This window comes from Vibrio echinoideorum (genome assembly GCF_024347455.1).
Lineage (GTDB): Bacteria > Pseudomonadota > Gammaproteobacteria > Enterobacterales > Vibrionaceae > Vibrio > Vibrio echinoideorum.
This window is the reverse complement of the sequence record NZ_AP025483.1, coordinates 1,119,489-1,141,645: the sequence shown is the minus strand read 5'-3', so window position 1 is coordinate 1,141,645 and position 22,157 is coordinate 1,119,489. Positions and strand designations below refer to the sequence as shown.

The window sequence follows — 22,157 nt, the reverse complement described above, 5'->3', positions numbered from 1 at the left end:
ATGAGTAACCCTTTTTTCTTGCTCGATTCTTTTTGACTAGAAAACCTAAGCAACATCAAATAACCATGGTGATCTTCTCGAGTGTAGGTTTTCCGTTACTCGTATCGTGAGTCAATAACAACTATTTTGAACAATTATCCCTACTATTCTCTACTTATTTACTAAGCGATTCTTTAATAACTAAGTACGTTATATGGTCTTTCATTTAAGACCAATTCATAAGGCTCAATTATCATCTAATGCACATAAATCCAGAGCGAGAATTGGAAAGCTTCCTAAAATCATAAAACAAACGTCTAGTCCCCTCGAATACAAAATAATTTCATTCTACTCACCTCAAGTTGCCCATTGCTTTCGCAACACTTTTCACACGCAAAATTGTAAATAAATACATAATTGTTAAGCAAAATTGTGTAAGCGGGTCTAACCTTAAATTGTAGGGAGAGCCTATTTTTAAATCGCTCGTCAGTTTTGACTGGTTAACAAGGGGAATGTGACTATGAGTATTTTTGACCACTATCAATCACGTTATGAAGCAGCCAAGGAAGAAGAGCTGACATTGCAAGAGTTCTTAGGGCTGTGTAAAGACGATAAAAGTGCTTACGCTAACGCTGCTGAGCGCTTACTACTGGCCATTGGCGAACCGGAGGTTATTGATACAGCTCAAGACCCCCATCTAAGTCGTATTTTCTCGAACCGTGTCATCTCACGCTACAGCGAATTTAAAGATTTCTACGGTATGGAAGATGCGATTGAACAAATTGTTTCTTACCTAAAACATGCTGCGCAAGGTTTAGAAGAACGCAAACAGATCCTTTACTTACTTGGCCCTGTGGGCGGTGGTAAATCTTCCCTTGCTGAAAAGCTAAAAGCTCTGATGCAAAAGCTGCCAATCTATGTTTTGTCTGCCGATGGTGAACGAAGCCCTGTAAATGATCACCCCTTCTGTCTATTTGATGTAACCGAAGATGGCGACCTTTTGAAACAAGAGTATGGAATAGAGAAACGCTACATACGCTCTATCATGTCACCTTGGGCGGCTAAACGCCTCCATGATTTCGGTGGTGACATATCTAAATTCAAAGTCATCAAACTACGCCCTTCGATTCTCGACCAAGTTGCGATCGCGAAGACAGAGCCGGGTGATGAAAACAACCAAGATATCTCTTCTCTTGTAGGTAAAGTAGATATTCGTAAACTTGAGCACTTCTCTCAAGATGATCCTGATGCCTACAGCTACTCTGGTGCGCTATGTAAAGCAAACCAAGGTGTGATGGAGTTTGTAGAGATGTTTAAGGCACCAATTAAGGTGTTACACCCTCTACTAACTGCAACACAAGAAGGTAACTTCAACGGTACTGAAGGGCTTTCAGCACTACCGTTTGACGGCATGATCTTAGCTCACTCGAATGAGTCAGAGTGGCAAACCTTCCGTAACAACAAAAACAATGAGGCATTCCTCGACCGTGTCTATATTGTAAAAGTTCCTTACTGTCTGCGCGTTTCTGAAGAAGTTAAGATCTACAAAAAACTGCTTGAACACAGTGAACTATCCCATGCTCCTTGTTCACCAAGCACACTCGACCTGCTATCGCAGTTCAGCATCCTGTCGAGACTAAAAGAACCTGAAAACTCTTCTCTTTTCTCAAAAATGCGTGTTTACGATGGTGAAACTCTAAAAGACACCGATCCAAAAGCGAAGAGCTATCAAGAGTACCGAGATTATGCCGGCGTTGACGAAGGTATGTCAGGGCTATCGACACGTTTCGCCTTTAAGATCCTGTCGCGTGTATTCAACTTCGACCAAGCTGAAGTGGCCGCTAACCCGGTTCACCTGTTCTACGTTATTGAACAACAAATTGAGCGTGAGCAGTTCCCTCAAGAAACCGCTGAGAAGTATCTTGAGTTCTTGAAAGGATACCTAGTACCACGTTACGTAGAATTCATTGGTAAAGAAATTCAGACCGCTTATCTAGAGTCTTACTCTGAGTACGGACAGAATATCTTCGACCGTTATGTCACCTACGCTGATTTCTGGATTCAAGACCAAGAATACCGCGATCCAGACACAGGCCAACTATTTGATCGTTCATCTCTGAATGCTGAGCTCGAGAAAATCGAAAAAACAGCCGGAATCAGTAACCCTAAAGATTTCCGAAACGAGATTGTGAACTTTGTACTTCGTGCCAAAGCCAACAATAACGGTCAAAATCCAGTTTGGACTAGCTACGAGAAACTACGTACTGTGATTGAGAAAAAAATGTTCTCCAACACAGAAGAGCTACTTCCTGTTATTTCGTTCAATGCAAAAACATCGACAGATGACCAGAAAAAGCATGACGACTTTGTTGCTCGTATGATGGAAAAAGGCTACACCGAGAAACAAGTGAGACTGCTATCCGAGTGGTACCTAAGAGTTCGTAAATCCTCATAAAGAAACTGTACTGAGCTGTTCAAGTGAGCAGCTCGTACAAACCAATAATTTTTATACCTTAATAAACCAATCGCTCTAATAAACGAATAACTTTTACACCCTAGAAAAAGTAGGATCGCGACATCAGATGAGAGGGAGTTCTTATGGCACAATTTATCGATCGGAGGCTCAATGGCAAAAATAAGAGTGCAGTAAACAGACAGCGCTTCTTAAGACGTCATAAAGAGCAAATCAAAGAATCTGTGGCCGATGCAGTCAACCGACGCTCAATCACCAATACTGAAACGGGTGAAGACGTTACCATTCCCCATAAAGACATCAAAGAGCCGAGCTTTCACCAAGGACAAGGTGGCGCAAGAGAACGCGTTCATCCAGGTAATGATCAGTTCATCACTGGTGACAAAATCGAACGCCCTAAAGGTGGTGGTCAAGGTGGAGGTTCAGGTCAAGGCGATGCTAGCCCTGATGGCGAAGGCCAAGATGAATTTACCTTCCAAATATCAAAAGATGAATATTTAGATATTCTCTTTGAAGATTTGGCACTTCCTAATCTCGAAAAAAATCAGGTCAACAAAATCACTGAGTGGAAGACGCACCGCTCCGGTTATCAGAGTGCAGGGATTCCATCCAATATCGCTATTGTACGTTCCCTACAGCAGTCTCTTGCACGAAGAACCGCGATGACAGCAGGGAAAAGGCGCGAACTGAATCTACTGATGGAACAGCTTGACCAAATTCAAATGACAGAACCCGCTCAGCCATTTGAAGAGAGTCGATTAAAAGAAGAGATTGCCGAGTTACGTAAGAAAATCGAAAGCGTACCGTTCATTGACACCTTCGACTTACGTTATAAAAACTACGAGAAGCGCCCTATCCCATCTAGCCAAGCCGTGATGTTCTGTTTAATGGATGTGTCTGGCTCAATGGACCAAGCGACTAAGGATATCGCTAAGCGTTTTTATGTTCTTCTTTATCTGTTTCTCAACCGAACCTACGAAAACGTCGATGTGGTGTTTATTCGTCACCATACGCAAGCGAAAGAAGTCGATGAACATGAGTTCTTCTACTCCCAAGAAACCGGGGGCACTATCGTTTCCAGCGCTCTGAAGTTAATGAATGAAATTGTTGCTGAGCGCTACCCTGCCGGTGAATGGAACATCTATGCAGCACAAGCCTCTGATGGTGATAACTGGGCCGACGATTCACCTCGTTGTAAGGAACTACTGGTTAAGAAACTTTTACCGACTTGCCAGTATTACTCGTATATAGAAATCACACGTCGATCTCACCAAACCCTTTGGCATGAATACGAAAAACTCGAAAGTAGCTTTGACAACTTCGCAATGAAAAACATCAAGACCGTGGAAGACATCTTCCCAGTGTTTAGAGAACTGTTCCAGAAAGAGACAGCATAAGGGGCTTGCCATGACAGCGAAATCAAACGTTGCAGAGAAATCAAATGCTGCAGATAGAGACAAGGCTGCACAAAAGAAACACGACAAGATGCTGCCTGACGGTCCTGACTGGACCTTTAACCTGTTAGAGCAATACCACGTTGAAATCAAACGTGTGGCGCAGCATTACCGTTTAGATACATATCCAAACCAAATTGAAGTGATTACCTCTGAACAAATGATGGATGCCTACTCCAGTATTGGTATGCCCATTAACTATAACCACTGGTCATTTGGTAAGAAGTTCATTCAAACCGAGCAAAACTACAAACACGGACAGATGGGACTGGCGTATGAAATCGTCATCAACTCAGATCCATGTATTGCTTATTTGATGGAAGAGAACACTGTAACTATGCAAGCGCTCGTTATGGCTCACGCTTGTTATGGCCACAACTCGTTCTTTAAAGGTAACTATCTATTCCAAACTTGGACAGACGCGAGTTCCATTATTGATTACCTACTGTTCGCTAAAAAATACATTGCGGACTGTGAAGAAAAATACGGTGTTTCCGAAGTCGAACAACTTCTTGATTCTTGTCATGCTCTCATGAATTACGGCGTAGACAGATACAAACGACCAGAGAAGATCTCCATTGCTGAAGAAACGGCGAGACAAGAAGAGCGTGAAGCTTATCTGCAATCGCAAGTGAATGAGCTTTGGAGAACAGTTCCCAAGAGTAAAACTAAAGAGGAAGCAATAAAGCATCGTTTCCCTAGTGAGCCTCAGGAAAACATCCTCTACTTTATTGAAAAGAACGCGCCATTACTTGAGCCTTGGCAGCGTGAATGTGTCCGTATCGTTCGCAAAGTAAGCCAATACTTCTATCCTCAAAAACAAACACAGGTAATGAATGAGGGGTGGGCTACCTTCTGGCATTACACCATTCTGAACCACCTTTATGATGAAGGCTTGGTAAGTGATAAGTTCATCTTAGAGTTTCTACACAGCCATACCAGCGTGGTCGCGCAACCAGCCTACAATAGCCCTTATTTCAGTGGGATAAACCCTTATGCGCTTGGCTTTGCGATGTTTAGAGACATACGACGTATCTGTGAAGAACCTACAGATGAAGACAAAGAGTGGTTCCCAGAGCTCGCCGGAAGTGATTGGTTAGAAGCCGTGCATTTTGCGATGCATAACTTCAAAGATGAAAGCTTCATCAGCCAATATCTTTCACCAAAGATCATTAGAGATTTTAGGTTATTTTCTGTGCTCGATGATGATCGTAAAAACACTATTGAAATCAGCGCTATCCATGATGACCCCGGCTACCGCCTGATTCGAGAAAAGCTTGCTGCGCAATACAACCTAAGTAACCTTGAGCCTAATATTCAGGTGTTTAATGTGGATGTTCGTGGTGATCGTTCAATGACTCTACAATATGTCCCTCATGACCGCATCCCGCTTGACAAAGGCTACGATGAAGTAATGAAACATCTCTACCGCTTATGGGGTTTTGATGTCATCTTGGAAGAACTTAAAGACACAGGTCATAGAGAAATCCTGACCACTTGCCCAAAACGCAATGATTATGGAGCCAAGATTTAATACCAACCACAGTAAGTCAGTGGTTGGTATAAGACTCCGCTCCCCCTACAACATAGTGGTCAAACCCACTCGGAAGTGGAGCAATAAAAAAGCGCATAAGTCTGATGACTTATGCGCTTTCTTTTCTAAGACTCGAGCGTCTTCAATAGACGCTAAGCATTAAAACTAGAACTAGAACTCAATAAGCTTAAACAATCGGCTTTTGGCCGCGTTCAATCAGCTTCATCAACACGCTATCAGCAGATTTACCTGCAACGCCTGCTAACTTGTCCGAAAGCTTTTTCTTCTGTACGTAGTGAATCGCTAGAACTGTCTTGTCTTTGCATGCTTCTACAACTAGGTCATCAGAAGTACGGATCTCATCCACCAGCCCAAGTTCATGTGCTTGTGTACCAAACCAGTGTTCACCCGTAGCAACCTTCTCAAGGTCCAGTGCAGGACGATGATCACGAATGAAGTCTTTGAATAAGCCATGTGTCTCTTCTAGCTCTTCTTTAAACTTCTCGCGTGCTTTATCACTGTTCTCACCAAACATAGTGAGCGTGCGTTTGTACTCACCCGCCGTTAGCTGTTCGAATTCAATATCATGCTTTTTCAGCAATTTGTTGAAGTTGGGTAGTTGAGCAATAACGCCGATAGAACCAACGATAGCAAAAGGAGCAGATACAATTTTGTCTGCGATACAGGCCATCATGTAACCGCCACTTGCTGCAACTTTGTCTACCGAAATAGTCAGAGGCAGACCTGCCGCTTTGATGCGATCAAGTTGAGAAGACGCCAAACCATAGCCGTGAACCATGCCGCCGCCAGATTCAAGCTTAAGCAACACTTCATCACCTTCGCGAGCTACAGCCAAGATTGCTGTCACTTCTTCACGTAACGAAGCCACTTCTTTAGCATCAATGCTGCCATTAAAATCGAGAACAAACAGATGCGGTTCACGCTTGCTATCAAGCTCACCCTCTTTTGCTGCTTTTTTCACTTCTTTGCCACGTGATTTTACTTTCTCTTTTTCCGCTTTCTTTTCAGCTTTATCACGTGCTTTGATGAAAGCATCATCATGTAGATGATGCTCTAATTGTTCAATCGTCTGTTTATGGTGCTCAGATAGGTTCGTGATTTCCAGCTCACCTTTAATCGCGCTTGATTTTCCACCCATCGATTTAGCAATCACTAAAATTGCAATGATGGCGATTACAACGGTCGCAATCTTGGCTAAAAACAAGCCGTAGTCCAACAAAAATTCCAATGTCATATCCCCTAATGTATGAATTAGTGTATTGTAACCATCTTGTCACGATTACCAAGAATTTCTCATCATTCCTGCGGTTATCTGTGTGATAAAACATCAATGGAATGACGAATATAATAAAAGAAAGAAGGATAAGCACAGTGGATTACCCAATCTCTACAGATGCCCTCAAAGATAAAGTAATTTTGGTTACAGGTGCCGGTGCTGGTATTGGTCGCCAAGCAGCATTAAGCTTCGCCCAACATGGTGCAACAGTTATTTTGTTAGGCCGTAACGTAAAAAACCTCGAATTTATTTACGATGAAATTGAAAGTGCTGGTTACCCTCAGGCTGCGATTATTCCGCTAGACCTTAAAGGGGCAACCAAACAAAACTACATCGATATGGCTGAAACCATTGAGTCACAATTCGGTCGTTTAGACGGTCTACTGCATAACGCCGGTGTGCTTGGCACTCTGAGTCCATTCGATCAAATCGATGAAGAAACGTTTGATGGCGTCATGCAAATCAACGTTAAAGCTGAATTTCTAATGACTCAAGCATTATTGCCTGTCATTAAGAAAGCTGAAGCAGGCCGTATCGTATTCACCTCTTCTACAGTTGGTCACTCTGGCCGTGCATTCTGGGGCACTTACGCGATTTCTAAGTTTGCTACCGAAGGCATGATGCAAATCCTAGCGGACGAACTTGAAGACACCAACATCCGTGTAAACGCGATTAACCCAGGCGGCACTCAAACACGCATGCGTGCAAAAGCGTACCCAGGTGAAGATGCGAACAAGCTGAAAACGCCACTCGACATCATTCCATTGTACCTACACTTAATGAACCCAAGTGTGACAGACATTAATGGTCAATGTATCGACGCTCAACCTAAATAGCTGATATTATGAGCAATAACAAGAAGTCGCTTTAATAGCGGCTTTTTTTGTATCTAAATCAACCATCTAATATTTAGTTCACCTGATTTTCGTCATTTCTCTTTGCATCTTTTTCATAGTTAAATATACTGTATAAATATACAGGTATTTAACTATGCATAAACTAATAAAAAACTTACAAGACCACCAGTTAATCTGGAAAGGGTTACAATCGACAACGCAAGGAAGTACCACTTCATCAGGTTATCCTCAGTTGGATAAACAGCTTAATGGTGGCTTTCCGACGCATGGTGTTATTGAGATTGAATCAAAACAAGGGATAGGCGAACTTCGCTTACTTACTCCTTATTTGTCTCAACAAAATCCACAGAAACTGGCCATATTCATTAACCCGCCAGGGAAAATCTGTGCTGAGTTTTTCAACAACCAAGGCATTCATTTAGAGAACATTCTCGTTATCCAACCTCAACGAGATCTCGATGCATTATGGGCAGCAGAACAATGCCTAAAAAGCGGTGCTTGTCACTCTGTATTGCTATGGGGAGCCGATCTAGAAATACACCAAACCAAGCGACTGCAAGCAGCAAGCGAAACCGGTAAGTGCCTGCAATTTCACTTTAAGGCCACCAGCCATAATCAGTTATCCCTACCCGTTTCTCTAAGCATGAGACTGTCTGCTCACGCTCAGGGGTTAAAGGTTGAAGTCACGAAAAGAAAAGGCAGTTGGTCGTATGGCAACTTTGTTCTAGACATGAGTCAAAATTGGCCATTACTCACACAAAAAGTCATCAATGAAGATAATTCACATCGAGCTTTGTCGGATAACACGGTACTTGCTTTTCCTATAGCGAAACAGGGCTAACGTATGTTGTGGCTTTATCTGCATTTCCCATCGCTGCAATTAGATACCTTGTTTAACTCTAATGAATTGGGTTCGAACGAAGAATCACACGGTCAGCCTCTTATCATCGTAGATGAAAAAGATCATCGTGTACTGCAAGCCAATCACGCCGCGTTGCAATTGGGTATCACAATTGGAATGGGGCTAGGATCTGCGGCCGCACTTTGCCACAATTTACACGTCCATCCTTACAGCATTGAATTAGAGAAAAGTAAGCTGAAAGAGATTGCTCAATGGGCGTATCTGGTCACTTCCGACATAGCGTTGCTACCACCCAATGGTTTATTGATTAAAGCCTCTAATATGCTGTCGCTTTATGATGGGCTAGCTAACTACTGGCATGAACTCAAAAGCCATTTAGAAACACTCAACATCCAGTTCAGCTTCGCCACCGGTTATTCGCCGCTTTCCGCGATCCTTTTGGGCAAACAAGCAATCAACCAAGTAACGAACAATGTTGAGCAAATGAAAACTTGGGTCAATCAGCAAGCGTTGAGTTCCAGCGAGCTGCCAACTAAGCAAGTGGAACGACTGAACCGTGTCGGCATTAACTTAGTAGAAGACCTATTAAAACTGCCCTTGCAAGATGTCGCACGGCGCTTTGATATCGACTTGGTGAACTATGTCGGTCGCCTTAATGGGCAGTTCAAGCACCCTATTGACTTCTATCATCCACCAGAGAACTTTCAACAATATTTGGAGCTGCTATTTGATATTGAAAACATCCTGTTTATCGAAAAGCCGCTACTGAAATTGTTGAATCAGCTCGAGTGCTTTTTGAAGTTACGTGACCGAGTGGCTTTCGAGTTAGCGCTGACTTTGCATCTAAGGGATAAAGACGACCATCATGTTTCTTTTTATTCCGCACAGGGCGATTACTTTGCCGCCAAGTGGGCGAACCTTACGCGTTTAACCTTAGAATCACTGAAGATCACGGCACCTGTTCAGGGGCTGACTCTATCCTTAATTCGTCATGGCGAACCGCAAGTCGCCTACCATGATCTTTTCGATGGCAATACCGGTACGCTTGCCGCGTTAGATTTGCTTTCGCTGCTGCAAGCCAAATTAGGGCAAGCCTGTATTCAAACCCCCAAAATACAACACGACCCAAGGCCAGAAAAAGCCAACCAATACTCGCTCCCAACACTGAGTAAGTCTGTGGTAAAGAGGAAAACACCCACAGAGTTCGAACAGAAAATAGCAACTCCCAACATCAGCCAGCAGCGACTGAGGCCGAGTATTCTCCTGCCCGAGCCCGAAGTCTTAACCGAGAGTGTCACCTTATCTCAAGGCCCTGAGCGCATTGTTTCTGGATGGTGGGACGGAGAAAAAATCATTCGTGACTACTTTATTGCTCATAGTGAAAACGGCCAATGGTTATGGGTCTTCAGAACGCCCGATAAACAATGGTTTTTGCACGGCTTATTTAGCTAGTTTGTAAGAAAGTAAGTAGTAAGTAAGTCAGTAAGACAATTTAGTGGCTCATTCAATACGACTCACTGGCAATTTCAACGTCCCTTTTCAATCCTGTTCACTCGCAATAGTTAAGTGAGATTACGTTATGTCTCAGCAATACTCAGAGCTATTTTGCCAAAGCAATTACTCCTTTCTTGAAGGAGCTTCGCACGCGGAAGAGCTTGTTTTACAGGCCGACTTTTTACGTTACAAAGCGCTCGCTATCACTGACGAATGCTCAGTGGCGGGCATCGTTAAGGTTCACTCTGCGATCAAGCAGCATCAACTGTCGCTCAAGCAAATTGTCGGAAGTATGTTTTGGTTAAATGAAGAATGCCAAGTGGTATTGTTATGCCCAAATAGAACGGCCTATGCCGAGCTGTGCCGTATCATCACCAACGCGAGACGCCGTAGCAGCAAAGGACATTATCAACTCTCTGAGTGGGATATCATGTCAGCCAAGCACTGCTTCATTGTTTGGCTTCCTCAACAAAAAAATGAAGATGCACATTGGGGGCATTGGCTTTCCCAACATCATTCAGGCCGGCTGTGGATTGGCGTACAAAGACACCTAAAACAAACCGATCAGCAATACACCGACTATTGTGTCGAACTGTCACGCCATCACCACCTGCCAATTACCGCTTGTGGTGGCGTGCTGATGCACAATGCTAATCGCTTACCGTTACAACACTCACTAACTGCAATAAGACATCAATGTCCAATAACAGAAGTGGGTAGTCACTTACTGGCCAATGCGGAGCGTTGTTTGAGGAGCATCAATAAGCTCTCTCACATTTTCAAACCAGAGTGGTTAGAAGAGAGCAACCGAATCTCAGAGCTGTGCGATTTTGACTTAGACAGCTTACGTTACGAATACCCTAGCGAGCTCATTCCTCAAGGCGAAACACCTATGAGTTATTTGCATATGTTAGTCGAGAAAGGGAAACAAGCTCGCTTCCCACGAGGCGTGCCTAACGACATTCAACAAATCATAGATAAAGAGATGGGGTTGATTGGTGAGCTCAACTACCCTTTCTTTTTTCTCACGATTCACGACATTGTCATGTTTGCCAAAAGCCAAGGTATTCTTTATCAAGGTCGAGGTTCTGCGGCCAATTCCGTGGTCTGTTACTGCCTAGAGATCACCTCTGTCGACCCAAGGCAGATCTCGGTGCTATTTGAACGCTTCATCAGTAAAGAGCGCGATGAGCCGCCCGATATTGATGTCGATTTTGAACACGAACGCCGCGAAGAAGTGATTCAATACATCTATCAAAAATACGGAAGAGAACGCGCCGCGCTTGCCGCGACCGTCATTTCTTATCGCTTTAAAAGTGCGGTCAGAGATGTAGGCAAAGCGTTGGGGCTACAAGAAACCCAGCTTGATTACTTTATTAAGAACACAAATCGCAGAGACAAAAGCCTAGGTTGGCAAGCGCAGTTAACCCAATTAGGTCTTCAGCCTGACTCTTTAAAAGGTCAGCAGTTTATCCACTTGGTTAATGAAATTATCGGTTTTCCACGTCACTTATCTCAGCACGTCGGTGGCTTTGTCATATCCTCAGGGCCTTTGTATGAATTGGTTCCCGTCGAGAATGCAGCGATGCACGACCGAACTATCATTCAATGGGATAAGGACGACTTGGAAACTCTGGGGCTGCTTAAAGTGGATGTACTCGCACTTGGAATGCTCTCTGCAATTCGTAAATGTTTCGACCTGATCCAGTCTATCCATGGACGATCATTGACCATTGCAGAGATCACTCGCCTTAAGGATGATCCTCAAGTTTACGGCATGATTCAGCGGGCAGACACGGTCGGGATATTCCAAATTGAGTCACGAGCGCAAATGAGCATGCTGCCAAGGCTTAAACCAACGACCTATTACGACTTGGTGATTCAAATCGCTATCGTGCGTCCTGGGCCCATTCAAGGAGACATGGTACATCCGTTCCTAAAGCGTCGAGATGGTATTGAGCCCATCAGTTATCCATCCAAGGATGTTGAATCGGTATTGTCACGCACCTTAGGGGTACCGATATTCCAAGAACAAGTGATTAAGCTCGCGATGGTCGCGGCAGGGTTTACGGGGGGAGAAGCCGATCAGCTCCGACGCGCTATGGCGGCTTGGAAAAAGAATGGCAACGTATTTAAGTTTAAAAACAAGCTCATCGAGGGGATGCAAAATCGCGGCTATGAGACAGAGTTTGCCGAACAAATCTTTAAACAAATATGTGGTTTCGGTGAATACGGTTTTCCAGAAAGCCATTCGGCCTCGTTCGCAGTATTAGCGTATTGCTCAGCTTGGTTGAAGTGTTACTACCCAGAATGTTTCTACGCGTCTTTGCTGAATAGCCAACCAATGGGGTTTTATAGCCCATCACAGTTGGTACAAGATGCGCAGCTGCATAATGTGGTCATCCTTCCTATATGTGTGAACGCTTCTCAAGATAATCACACGGTCGTCACTCATCAAAATGGTTTGGCGATTCGCTTAGGGTTACGACAAATCAAAGGGCTAAGCGAGCATGGTATTCAAAGCGTGCTCGCCAATCGCCCGCGTTCAGGTTACCGCCATCCAAGTCAGGTAAAGCAACTATCGATGAACAAAAAGGATATTGAACTGCTTGCATCGGCTAATGCGCTGCACAATGTTTCAGGCGATCGATTTCAGACGCGCTGGGCGATTATGGATTCAGCCTCTGACTTACCCTTATTTAGCCATGTAAATGACTCTGCAGAGGATGTCTGCGCAGAACACACATTGCATCAGCCAAACGAGATGCAGGATCTACTCGAGGATTTTACCAGTGTGGGGATTTCCTTAAACAAGCACCCTATCACTTTGCTAGAAGAAGCCAACCGATTAGGCCGCTTCACACATATGAAAAATTTAAAACAACAAAGACATAAATCCATGGTCACGGTTGTTGGGCTTGTTACTGGTAAGCAATCACCCGGCACTGCCGCAGGAGTTACCTTTGTCACGTTGGAAGATAACACCGGCAATATTAATGTCGTGGTATGGGGATCAACCGCGCGTGCTCAACAACAAGCCTACCTCACTGCCAAGGCGTTAAAAGTTCAAGGGATCTTAGAAAAAGAAGGCGAAGTTGTGCATGTAATTGCGGGAAAGCTCATCGATATTACCGATGAAATTGTTGGCTTGAACACCAAGTCACGGGATTTTCATTAGCTGTGAATTCTCAATTACAGAGAGTTTTCAGTCGCGGTGAAAATAACGATGTCATCAAAGGCTAACGAAAGAAAGACAAGAAACAGAAAAGGGAGGCATCAGCCTCCCTTCAATTAAAATTGTTGAGCTATCACTCAACGTCAGCTTCCGTACGTCTTTTCTTAAATTCCCTATATAGTAATAAACTCAAAGTCATTACAACTTTAGAAGTTAACCATATCATTAAGAGAAACTACCTTAGATTGAATGTGAAAAGTTACGCTAGTAGTTGAGCATATTTCGTTACGAGAAATATGCCACATCAATATTAGCAAACACTTTCTATAAGATCATTCAAAACAAACCGTACAGCAGCATTAATTATAATAACTGACGCATTCTCTCTTGAGTTACTTCAACCAAGAGGTCAGGTTGGAATTTAGAAATAAAGCGGTTACACCCTACTTTCTCAACCATGGCTTCATTAAAACTTCCACTTAATGAAGTATTTAGCGTGATAAATAGATCATGCATTCTAGGGTCAGTGCGTACTTCGTGAGTCAGTTTATAACCATCCATCTCGGGCATTTCGGCATCAGTGATCATCAACAATATTTCTTGATTGATGTCTTTACCTTCATCACACCATCCTTTAAGTAGGGTTAGTGCTTCTAAGCCATCGCAACATTCGATAATGTTTAAACCAAGTTGCGATAAGGTGCCTTTAATCTGGTTACGTGCGGTTGAAGAGTCATCAACAATAAGCACGTTACGTCCAACCATTTCATTAGCTAACTGCTGATCTAAAACGCCCTCAGAGATAGACACATCGTAATCGATGATCTCAGCTAACACCTTCTCAACATCGATAATCTCGACGATTTTGTGCTGCTCTTCTTCCTGAATATGCGTGATAGCCGTCAGGTAGTTTGCACGACCCGTTGTCTTTGGCGGCGGTTGGATTTCAGTCCATGTTGTGTTCACAATGTTACGAACTTGCCCAACTAAGAAACCTTGTACGGTTCGGTTGTATTCCGTAATGATCAAATTGCTTTCTTGAGACTCTGCACGTGATGGCGGAAAGCCAATCGCACTGCGCAAATCAATAACGGGAACGGATTCGCCACGCAAAGAAGCAACTCCGGTAATATGATGATGAGAGCCCGGTAAGCGAGTGAGTACTGGCACTTTTAAGACTTCTTTCACTTTAAATACGTTAATCGCAAATAGTTGACGACTATTTAAGCTGAATAACAAGAGTTCCAGGCGGTTTTCACCAACCAGTTTGGTTCTCTGATCAACCGAATTTAAAACGCCAGACATACAACACCTTAGTGACAAATAATAACTGTGGCTACAATAGCCTACTTCAATAGGTTAAAGCAAAGCGCCAATGCACAGAATACTTAAACTAAGTACAACAATTATTGTTATACAAAGTTTAAATACATGGAAAGGTTTCGGGCAGAGCGAGCAGAAGAGTAAAAGGGTTAACCTTCAATCACTTTCATTAAAAGTTGGCCATCATATAAGGCTTGTTTGATAAGCGCTGCACCTGGCATGGTCGCCTGCTTGTAGAATCGAGATTCCACCAACTCTAAATCTTGATGGTAAACCGACAAACTTTGCTCATCGATACACTTTTGAATCGCAGGGTATAACACGCTCTTTGCCTGATTGATAACACCACCAACCAAGATTTTCTCTGGGTTGAAAAGGTTAATTACAATCGCTATCGCGGCACCTAAGTAACGACCTAGCTGTTCAATCACCTCAACGGCTAGAGGATCTCCATTGGCAGCGGCAGCGCAAATCTGTTCAATAGTGACATCTTCAAACACCGTCAGCGTCGATGCTTCACCATTCGCCAGTCGCTCTTTCACTTGATCACGGATCGCCTGAGAACTCGCGACGGTTTCTAAGCAGCCTCGGTTACCACAATGACAAAGTTTGCCCTGCTTATCGATCTGGATATGCCCAAGTTCACCGATATTACCGTGGCGACCTTGCAACACTCGCCCGTCGAGAATGATCCCGGCACCTACACCATGGTGAATCGAGATAAGAACCGAATTATCGTTATCTTGTGAGTGACCAAACAACTTCTCTGCTAATGCCCAAGCTCGGGTATCATTAGCAATAAAGACGGGTAGACCCGTTTCTTTGTAAATCTCAGGACCCAACGCTAAATTTTTAACGTTGTAGTGAGGCATCTGCAACACAATACCTTGCTCAGAATTCACAAGACCCGGTAGGGTGATTGCGATACTCGTCACCCTGCCAAGCTGCTCAGCATAGGTTTGGAAAAACTCATCGATCTCATGAAGAAGGCGTGCAAGCACATCGTCTTGGTCTCGTTCGTGAATATCAATTTTGGTATCGATAAGCACGTCACCACCCAATTCATGAAGCGCGATCGTCAAATATCCGCGACCAAGACGCATCGACAGGAACTGCCAACCTTCGTTATTGGTTTGCAAACCGACGGCAGGACGCCCACGAGTCGTGGCTTCTTGAACCGTCGTTTCGTGAATGAGGTGAGCTTCAATGAGTTCACGGGTAATTTTGGTAATACTCGCAGGAGCCAACTCACTTTGCTTGGACAAATCGATACGAGAAATAGGACCTCTAAGGTCAATTAGTTTATATACACGACCAGCATTGACCTGTTTGATATGATCAATATGGCCCGGTTGAGCCATGTACATTTTACGCTCCAGAAATCATCAACAAGTTAATTTTTTTACTTTGCGAAGTAATTGTGAAGTCACTTGGTATATCGCCGTGACCAGTATCACGTATATACATGAATCTTTGTGTATCTAGTCAAATAGTTTGAGAAAAATTAACACACACATCGATAAATTGAGACTTAATTTTCAGAATAAAACATCGTCTTTTAGCTCTGAATTCAATAATTAGAGACAAATAAAGAAATATCTTCCTAGCTCCCAATAAATTATCAATTAATGCATATACTTAATTCAGTCTTTTGAAAGATTACTTGGCCTCACTCTAGGAGTATCCATGACAGCCGAATTAAGAAAAACGAAAATCGTCACAACGCTAGGCCCTTCTACTGATAAAGGTAACGTGCTTGAAGAAATCATCAAAGCCGGTGCTAATATCGTCCGTATGAACTTCTCTCACGGCACCAGCGAAGACCATATACAGCGCGCAGAAAAAGTCAGAGCGATAGCAAAAAGACTCGGTACTCAAATCGCCATTCTCGGTGACTTACAAGGTCCCAAGATTCGTGTGTCGACATTCAAAGATAACAAAATACAACTTGCCGTCGGTGACCAATTTACTCTCGATAGTAGCCTAAGTTTAGGTGAAGGCAATCAACACGCCGTCGGCCTTGATTACAAAGAATTACCTAACGACGTATCCGCTAACGACATCCTGTTACTTGACGATGGTCGTGTTCAACTGAAAGTCACCAAAGTAGAAGGCTGTCGCGTTCATACAGAAGTCATCATTGGCGGTCCGCTTTCCAATAATAAAGGCATCAACAAAAAAGGTGGTGGCCTTTCTGCTGAGGCACTTACAGAAAAAGACAAGCGCGACATCATCACTGCAGCACAAATCAAAGTTGATTATTTAGCCGTTTCTTTCCCACGTAATGGCGAAGATATGCACTACGCTCGTCAGCTCGCACGAGAAGCAGGCTTAGAAGCTCATCTGGTTGCGAAAGTGGAGCGAGCAGAGACAGTCGCAACGGTTGAGAACATGGATGACATCATAATGGCATCAGATGTGGTCATGGTGGCTCGTGGTGACCTTGGAGTGGAAATTGGCGACCCTGAGTTGGTTGGAGTACAAAAACAGCTTATACGTCGTTCTAGAGCGCTTAACAGAACAGTGATCACTGCAACTCAGATGATGGAGTCGATGATCTCCGCGCCAATGCCAACTCGTGCAGAAGTGATGGACGTAGCCAACGCCGTGCTTGATGGAACGGACGCTGTAATGCTTTCAGGCGAAACAGCAGCAGGTGATTACCCAGTCGAAACCGTGAAGTCGATGGCAGAAGTGTGTATTGGTGCTGAAAAGATGGCGGGTATTAACAACCAGTCCAATTACCGAATTGACCGCACCTTTGTCACGGCTGAAGAAACGGTTTCGATGGCGACCATCTACTCTGCGAACCATATGGAAGGCATCAAAGGCGTAGTCACTCTCACCGAATCAGGACGCACTGCGTTGATGATGTCGCGTCTAAGTGCCGATATGCCTATCTACGCACTATCTCGTAACGAAGGTACGCTTAACCGTTGTACTCTGTACCGAGGCGTGACACCTATCTACTTTGAAACAGAAGCCGAAGACAGCTTTGACATCGCACTATCGACTCTTGCTTGCCTAAAAGAGAAAGGACACCTTAAGTTTGGTGACCTAGTGATCGTCACACAAGGGGATATTATGGATGTAGCAGGATCAACTAACTGCATGAGAATCTTGCCTGTCACCTAATTTCTGGCTACTAGGCTCTTATCTACACTTTAAGCTCTAAGCTCTAAGCTCTAAGCTCCTAGATTTAAGCATGAAGTTCAGCAAGCAAACAAAAAAAGGGTTATCGAACCAAGTTCAATAACCCTTTTTTATATCTGAATATTGTTCGTTTAATTAGCGACACACCAACTTATCAACGTCGAGCATTACTTATCAGCGACACTGGTTGCCAATTGTGGCATGTGTGAACTGCGAGCGTTTTCTGTGGCAATGTAAGTTTCTACAAATCGATAGCCTGCCTCTAAACCCAATTCGTAATCATACAGTAGATCTTCTTTGTCACTCATTAAGGAGTTCGATTTTAACGGTTGGCTAGGGGCTATCTGAACCACAAACGCATCATCAGGAGGTGAATTAAGGAAGTCCTGAGTCAATGAGTAGGTTTGGTAGTGAACCATCAGCATATCAGCTAGCCCAGAATCAAATTTATCTCCAATCAAATGACTCAAGCGGTAAATATCATCAGCACCAAACAACCACCGACCACCGTTAAGAAGGTCTAAATGCACCCTATCGCGCTTCTGTTCTTTTGAGCTCAAGATTTGTTGATGGAAGAAAGAAGTCCAATCGGTTTTCCACTGATCCACTTTTTGTTGCCAATGACCTTGGACACTATCGAATGATTCACGAAACCATTCAAGTTCTTCTGCCGATATACGCTTTGGGGCTTTAGGTAACGTCTGTTTATTTTGAGCCTGAATCGACGTTTCATCACCTTGTTCAATCACGGGTTCCGTTCTAATTACTACGATTGAACGCGCCTGTCTTCGCCACGCCTCTTGAACTGGAATACAGGCAGATACACCACCATCCACATAAGCACCATCACCAATAAACACTTCATCGTTATAGAGACGAGGAATCGCACACGTTGCAATCATCACCTTGTACCAGTCTTCCCCTAGCAAGGGAAAATAATGATCACGAAGATCTTTAGAGTCTGTTACCGCAGCAAAGAGTTGGCGATCGCCTAGGGTTTGTCTTCCCAAATCAAGATCGAGCTTGTATGGATAGGCCATGATTTGCTCCAAGGCCCACTCTAACCCCAAATTCTTTCGGTGTCGTATATAAGAAAAGAGATTAAAGAACTCTGGTGATGTGGTGAGGTCGAGAACAAAAGAACGGCCTAAGCCTTTATCGCGACACAGATAAGCACACAAGTTGAGCGCACCCGCTGAAGTGCCAAAAAATTCGTCGAAGGGATCAAAATTAGAAAGAAGAAAGGCGTCTAACACTCCTGCAGTAAAAATACTTCTCTGTCCGCCACCTTGAGCGACCAGTGCTGTTTTTCCAGCAATAAACTTAGCGTAATAATCCAAGTCTATTGCTGTATCAATATTGGTTATAATCCCACTATTCATTCATTCTCTGAGTATGGAAACTCAGCCTCACGATAAATGGTATTAGCTACCAATCGCAATAAAGCCGAATGAAAGAATGATAGTGTAAATTAACACTGTTATTTGTAGAGCATTTTTCAGATTCTGGTCCATAGACACCTCTGGCTTATTATTAATTTGTCGAGTCTCTACTTAAGTATTATCAGGTGTGTGAAGTATCTTCAAGAATCGTCTAAATTAGTCGCACAATATTGATGTAACCATCACAATTAGTAAGTGTATGGATAAGGATATACTCATGAATAACAAAGCAAATATGATGGCGCTAATTACGCTTTTCTCAGTTTCAAGTGTGTATGCTTCACCGGAGATCATCATTACCCCTATGGTGGGTTATACCGGCGGTGGCAGTGTCGAAGACCAAGATGGTAAAACCTACGACATGCAAGGTTCGGAAAACTTCACCTTCGCGATTGAAACGCCGCTTGAAAAAGGACGTATCGGCCTTTTCTATTCCAACCAAAGCTCAGAGTTAGAATCGCTAGATCTTAAATCCTCAATCCAATACCTACATTTTCAAAGCAGTATTTACTACCCTGCTTCCTCTGTGTTGTCCGGATATCTAGGGCTAGGTCTAGGTGCCTCTTACGTTGATGTAGATTGGGCGAAAGACAAGTATGGGTTCTCTACCTCAATCTTTGGTGGCTTGGAATACAAATTTAGCGACCGCTTAGCATTAAACACCCAAGTACGCTGGCTAGGCACTGTTGTCGATAACGACACATCCGGAGTTTGTAACATACCGAACAATGGGCAAGACTGCATTATCCGTTTTGACACCGACTGGATGAACCAATTTCAAGCCAATGTCGGACTGAGTTTTACCTTCTAAGTCAAAAGCGCTTTTCGCCTCAAACGGCTTATCAAGCGAAACCGCTTTCTGAGCGACATGATCTAACAGAAAATATGGATGTCTGATCAAACGAAAAAGCCAGCTCAACGCTGGCTTTTGACTGTAATTCGACTTTCAGTTCAGATTAGAACTTGTAGGTAACACCCAGGGCACCACCCACTTGCAACTCAACACCTTTATACATGTCTAGTTCAGGGTGAACTTGTGCGTAAGCATTCCAACCTTCGTAAAAATTCACTTTCACGCCTAATGGCAAGCGTAAGCCAAAATCGTCATTCCATTCAGCCCATGCGCCTGCACCTACATACCAACTCAAAGGCGCTTCAGTCTCAAATTGACCACGCTTAAAAATATAATCAAAAGCGGCGCCGTCATTACCAATCGTTGCACGATACTTCTGATCAAACTCCACAACGACACTTAAATCTTGATCAAGGGCTAAACCGACTTCCAAGTCTGGAGCTTCAGAAGCATTAGCCAATGAGGCACAGCTGCAACACATAAGGCCAATCAAGTAACGATGTTTCATAATATTCTCAAACTGTTTCAAAAAACGATAGGTTACTTGAATACCAAAGAGTGTTGTCATCATAACGTTAAACTCACTTTAGTATTTTTTAAACAGCAGAAAACAAAAAAGGAGGCCTTTCGGCCTCCTTTCAATTTATTGAATCAGTGAATTAACCGTTGTTACGGATCCACTCATCCATGTCTGTCTTAAGGTTGTCAGACTTAGTACCGAAGATAGCTTGTACGCCACCAGCTACAACAACAACACCGGCTGCACCTAGTTTCTTCAGTTTGTCTTGGTCAACAAGAGCTGTATCAGCTACTGCTACACGTAGACGAGTAATACAAGCGTCAAGACCAGTAATGTTAGCTTTACCGCCGAATGCAGCAACTAACTCACCAGCAAGCTCTGAACCAGTTGCAACGATCTCTTCTTCAGTTTCGTCTTCACGGCCTGGAGTTTTAAGGTCAAGTGCTTTAATCACAGTGCGGAATACGATGTAGTAAATTGCAGCGTAACCAATACCACATACAACCATTAGGCCCATCTTAGACGCGTTGCCAGATAGAACTAGGAAGTCGATTAGACCGTGTGAGAAAGATGTACCGTGTACAAAACCTAGAGTGTTCGCAAGAACGTATGCAGAACCAGCTAGTAGAGCGTGGATTGCGTACAGTACAGGAGCAACGAATAGGAATGAGAATTCGATTGGTTCAGTGATACCCGTTAGGAATGAAGTTAACGCAGCAGAAGCCATGATACCCATTACTTTAGCGCGGTTTTCAGGTTTAGCTGAATGTGCAATCGCGATTGCAGCAGCAGGTAGACCGAACATCTTGAACATGTAACCACCAGCTAGCTGACCGAAGCCATTGCCCGCTGCACGAGATGCGTCATCAGCAACTAGGTAACAAGTAAGAACACCGTTTTGAGTTTCACCAGCAGCGTTTACACAAGTACCAGCTTCAAAGAAGAAAGGTACGTTCCAAACGTGGTGAAGACCAAATGGAATCAGAGAACGCTCAACGATACCGTAGATACCAAACGCCACTTGTGGGTTTTGGTGAGCAGCCCAATCAGAGAACGCAGAGATAGCGCCGCCAACTGGTGGCCATACTACAGAAAGTAAGATTGCTAGACCAATCGCAGAGAAACCTGTGATGATTGGCACAGCACGCTTACCAGCGAAGAAGCCTAGGTACTCTGGTAGTTGAATACGGAAGAAACGATTGAATGCCCAAGCAGCAACACCACCGACTAGGATACCACCTAGTACACCAGTATCGATTTTATCAACGCCCATTACACCAGCCATTACGCCAAGTGTAGCAGTCATGATGCCGTAACCAACGATAGCAGCTAGACCAGCTACACCGTCGTTATTAGTAAAGCCAAGTGCAACACCTACTGCGAACAGCAGTGCCATTTGACCAAATACTGAACCACCCGCTTGTTCCATTAAGCTTGAAACAACTTCTGGAATGAAAGGAAGATCTGCCGCACCGACACCTAGCAAAATACCCGCAACTGGTAAAACTGATACTGGTAGCATCAGAGACTTACCAACTTTCTGCAGGCTAGCAAAAAGGTTCTTAAACATGTTTATGCTCCTGATAAAGATAAAATAATTATATGGGTCCTAACGGCACACCCCCGTAGCCTATAATGTTAGCACCCTGCGAAAATGTAACCATGTATTGCATTATATTTTCTGCCGCTAAATATATATTGATGGGGAACTAACTTTCTAGTCACTTACGAAATTTAGTTT

At 43.7% G+C, this 22,157-nt stretch carries 16 protein-coding genes; 9 read left to right on the top strand and 7 right to left on the bottom strand.

What is annotated here, in order from left to right; translation table 11 throughout:
• Nucleotides 1-499: 499 nt before the first annotated feature.
• The 3 genes from OCV36_RS05300 (at nt 500) to OCV36_RS05290 (ending at nt 5,440) form a co-directional block, all read left to right on the top strand.
• Entirely contained in the window at nt 500-2,434 is a 1,935-nt protein-coding gene (locus OCV36_RS05300; RefSeq protein ID WP_135454549.1) for a PrkA family serine protein kinase, read from the top strand.
• Nucleotides 2,435-2,577: 143 nt separating this feature from the next.
• Entirely contained in the window at nt 2,578-3,849 is a 1,272-nt protein-coding gene (locus OCV36_RS05295; RefSeq protein WP_135454547.1) for a YeaH/YhbH family protein, read from the top strand.
• 10 nt (nt 3,850-3,859) lie between these two features.
• Nucleotides 3,860-5,440: a SpoVR family protein gene (locus OCV36_RS05290; RefSeq protein ID WP_017076705.1), complete on the top strand. Its 1,581-nt coding sequence runs from the start codon at nt 3,860-3,862 to the stop codon at nt 5,438-5,440.
• Nucleotides 5,441-5,627: 187 nt separating this feature from the next.
• Here OCV36_RS05290 and sohB read toward each other — a convergent pair whose 3' ends face one another.
• A complete protein-coding gene (sohB, locus tag OCV36_RS05285; protein WP_135454771.1) occupies nt 5,628-6,689 on the bottom strand; it encodes a protease SohB in 1,062 nt (353 codons plus the stop codon).
• A gap of 143 nt (nt 6,690-6,832) precedes the next feature.
• On the opposite strand from sohB, the gene OCV36_RS05280 reads away from it, so the two are divergent.
• The 4 genes from OCV36_RS05280 to OCV36_RS05265 all read left to right on the top strand — a co-directional run bounded on the left by OCV36_RS05280 (nt 6,833) and on the right by OCV36_RS05265 (nt 13,128).
• On the top strand, nt 6,833-7,573 hold the full coding sequence (locus OCV36_RS05280) for a YciK family oxidoreductase (protein ID WP_004736577.1): 741 nt from the start codon (nt 6,833-6,835) through the stop codon (nt 7,571-7,573).
• A gap of 154 nt (nt 7,574-7,727) precedes the next feature.
• Nucleotides 7,728-8,435 (top strand): translesion DNA synthesis-associated protein ImuA, encoded by a 708-nt coding sequence (gene imuA / locus OCV36_RS05275; RefSeq protein WP_135454545.1) that lies wholly within the window; start codon nt 7,728-7,730, stop codon nt 8,433-8,435.
• Nucleotides 8,436-8,438: 3 nt separating this feature from the next.
• Nucleotides 8,439-9,908, top strand: coding sequence for a Y-family DNA polymerase (locus OCV36_RS05270; RefSeq protein WP_135454543.1), 1,470 nt, complete (start codon nt 8,439-8,441; stop codon nt 9,906-9,908).
• 127 nt (nt 9,909-10,035) lie between these two features.
• Nucleotides 10,036-13,128 carry an error-prone DNA polymerase gene (locus OCV36_RS05265; RefSeq protein WP_135454541.1) on the top strand — a complete coding sequence of 1,031 codons (3,093 nt, stop codon included), beginning with the start codon at nt 10,036-10,038 and terminating at the stop codon, nt 13,126-13,128.
• Between the two features lie 360 nt (nt 13,129-13,488).
• On the opposite strand, the gene OCV36_RS05260 is transcribed toward OCV36_RS05265, so the two are convergent.
• On the bottom strand, nt 13,489-14,430 hold the full coding sequence (locus tag OCV36_RS05260; RefSeq protein WP_017076699.1) for a chemotaxis protein CheV: 942 nt from the start codon (nt 14,428-14,430) through the stop codon (nt 13,489-13,491).
• A 167-nt stretch (nt 14,431-14,597) separates the two neighbouring features.
• A complete protein-coding gene (mlc, locus tag OCV36_RS05255) occupies nt 14,598-15,815 on the bottom strand; it encodes a sugar metabolism global transcriptional regulator Mlc (RefSeq protein ID WP_017076698.1) in 1,218 nt (405 codons plus the stop codon).
• A 319-nt stretch (nt 15,816-16,134) separates the two neighbouring features.
• Between mlc and pyk the strand changes: the two genes are divergently transcribed.
• Nucleotides 16,135-17,583: a pyruvate kinase gene (gene pyk, locus OCV36_RS05250; protein ID WP_102554341.1), complete on the top strand. Its 1,449-nt coding sequence runs from the start codon at nt 16,135-16,137 to the stop codon at nt 17,581-17,583.
• Nucleotides 17,584-17,768: 185 nt separating this feature from the next.
• Here the strand turns inward: pyk and OCV36_RS05245 are convergent, their stop codons facing one another.
• Complete coding sequence (locus OCV36_RS05245; protein WP_135454539.1) at nt 17,769-18,983, bottom strand: patatin-like phospholipase family protein; 1,215 nt, start codon at nt 18,981-18,983, stop codon at nt 17,769-17,771.
• A 42-nt stretch (nt 18,984-19,025) separates the two neighbouring features.
• Nucleotides 19,026-19,115 (bottom strand): cytochrome bd-I oxidase subunit CydH, encoded by a 90-nt coding sequence (gene cydH / locus OCV36_RS25530; RefSeq protein ID WP_102554343.1) that lies wholly within the window; start codon nt 19,113-19,115, stop codon nt 19,026-19,028.
• Between the two features lie 145 nt (nt 19,116-19,260).
• Between cydH and OCV36_RS05240 the strand changes: the two genes are divergently transcribed.
• A complete protein-coding gene (locus OCV36_RS05240) occupies nt 19,261-19,854 on the top strand; it encodes an outer membrane beta-barrel protein (RefSeq protein WP_135454537.1) in 594 nt (197 codons plus the stop codon).
• A 145-nt stretch (nt 19,855-19,999) separates the two neighbouring features.
• Here the strand turns inward: OCV36_RS05240 and OCV36_RS05235 are convergent, their stop codons facing one another.
• Complete coding sequence (locus tag OCV36_RS05235; protein WP_029225283.1) at nt 20,000-20,404, bottom strand: hypothetical protein; 405 nt, start codon at nt 20,402-20,404, stop codon at nt 20,000-20,002.
• A 151-nt stretch (nt 20,405-20,555) separates the two neighbouring features.
• Nucleotides 20,556-21,986 carry a PTS glucose transporter subunit IIBC gene (gene ptsG, locus OCV36_RS05230; RefSeq protein ID WP_017076693.1) on the bottom strand — a complete coding sequence of 477 codons (1,431 nt, stop codon included), beginning with the start codon at nt 21,984-21,986 and terminating at the stop codon, nt 20,556-20,558.
• Between the last annotated feature and the right edge of the window lie 171 nt (nt 21,987-22,157).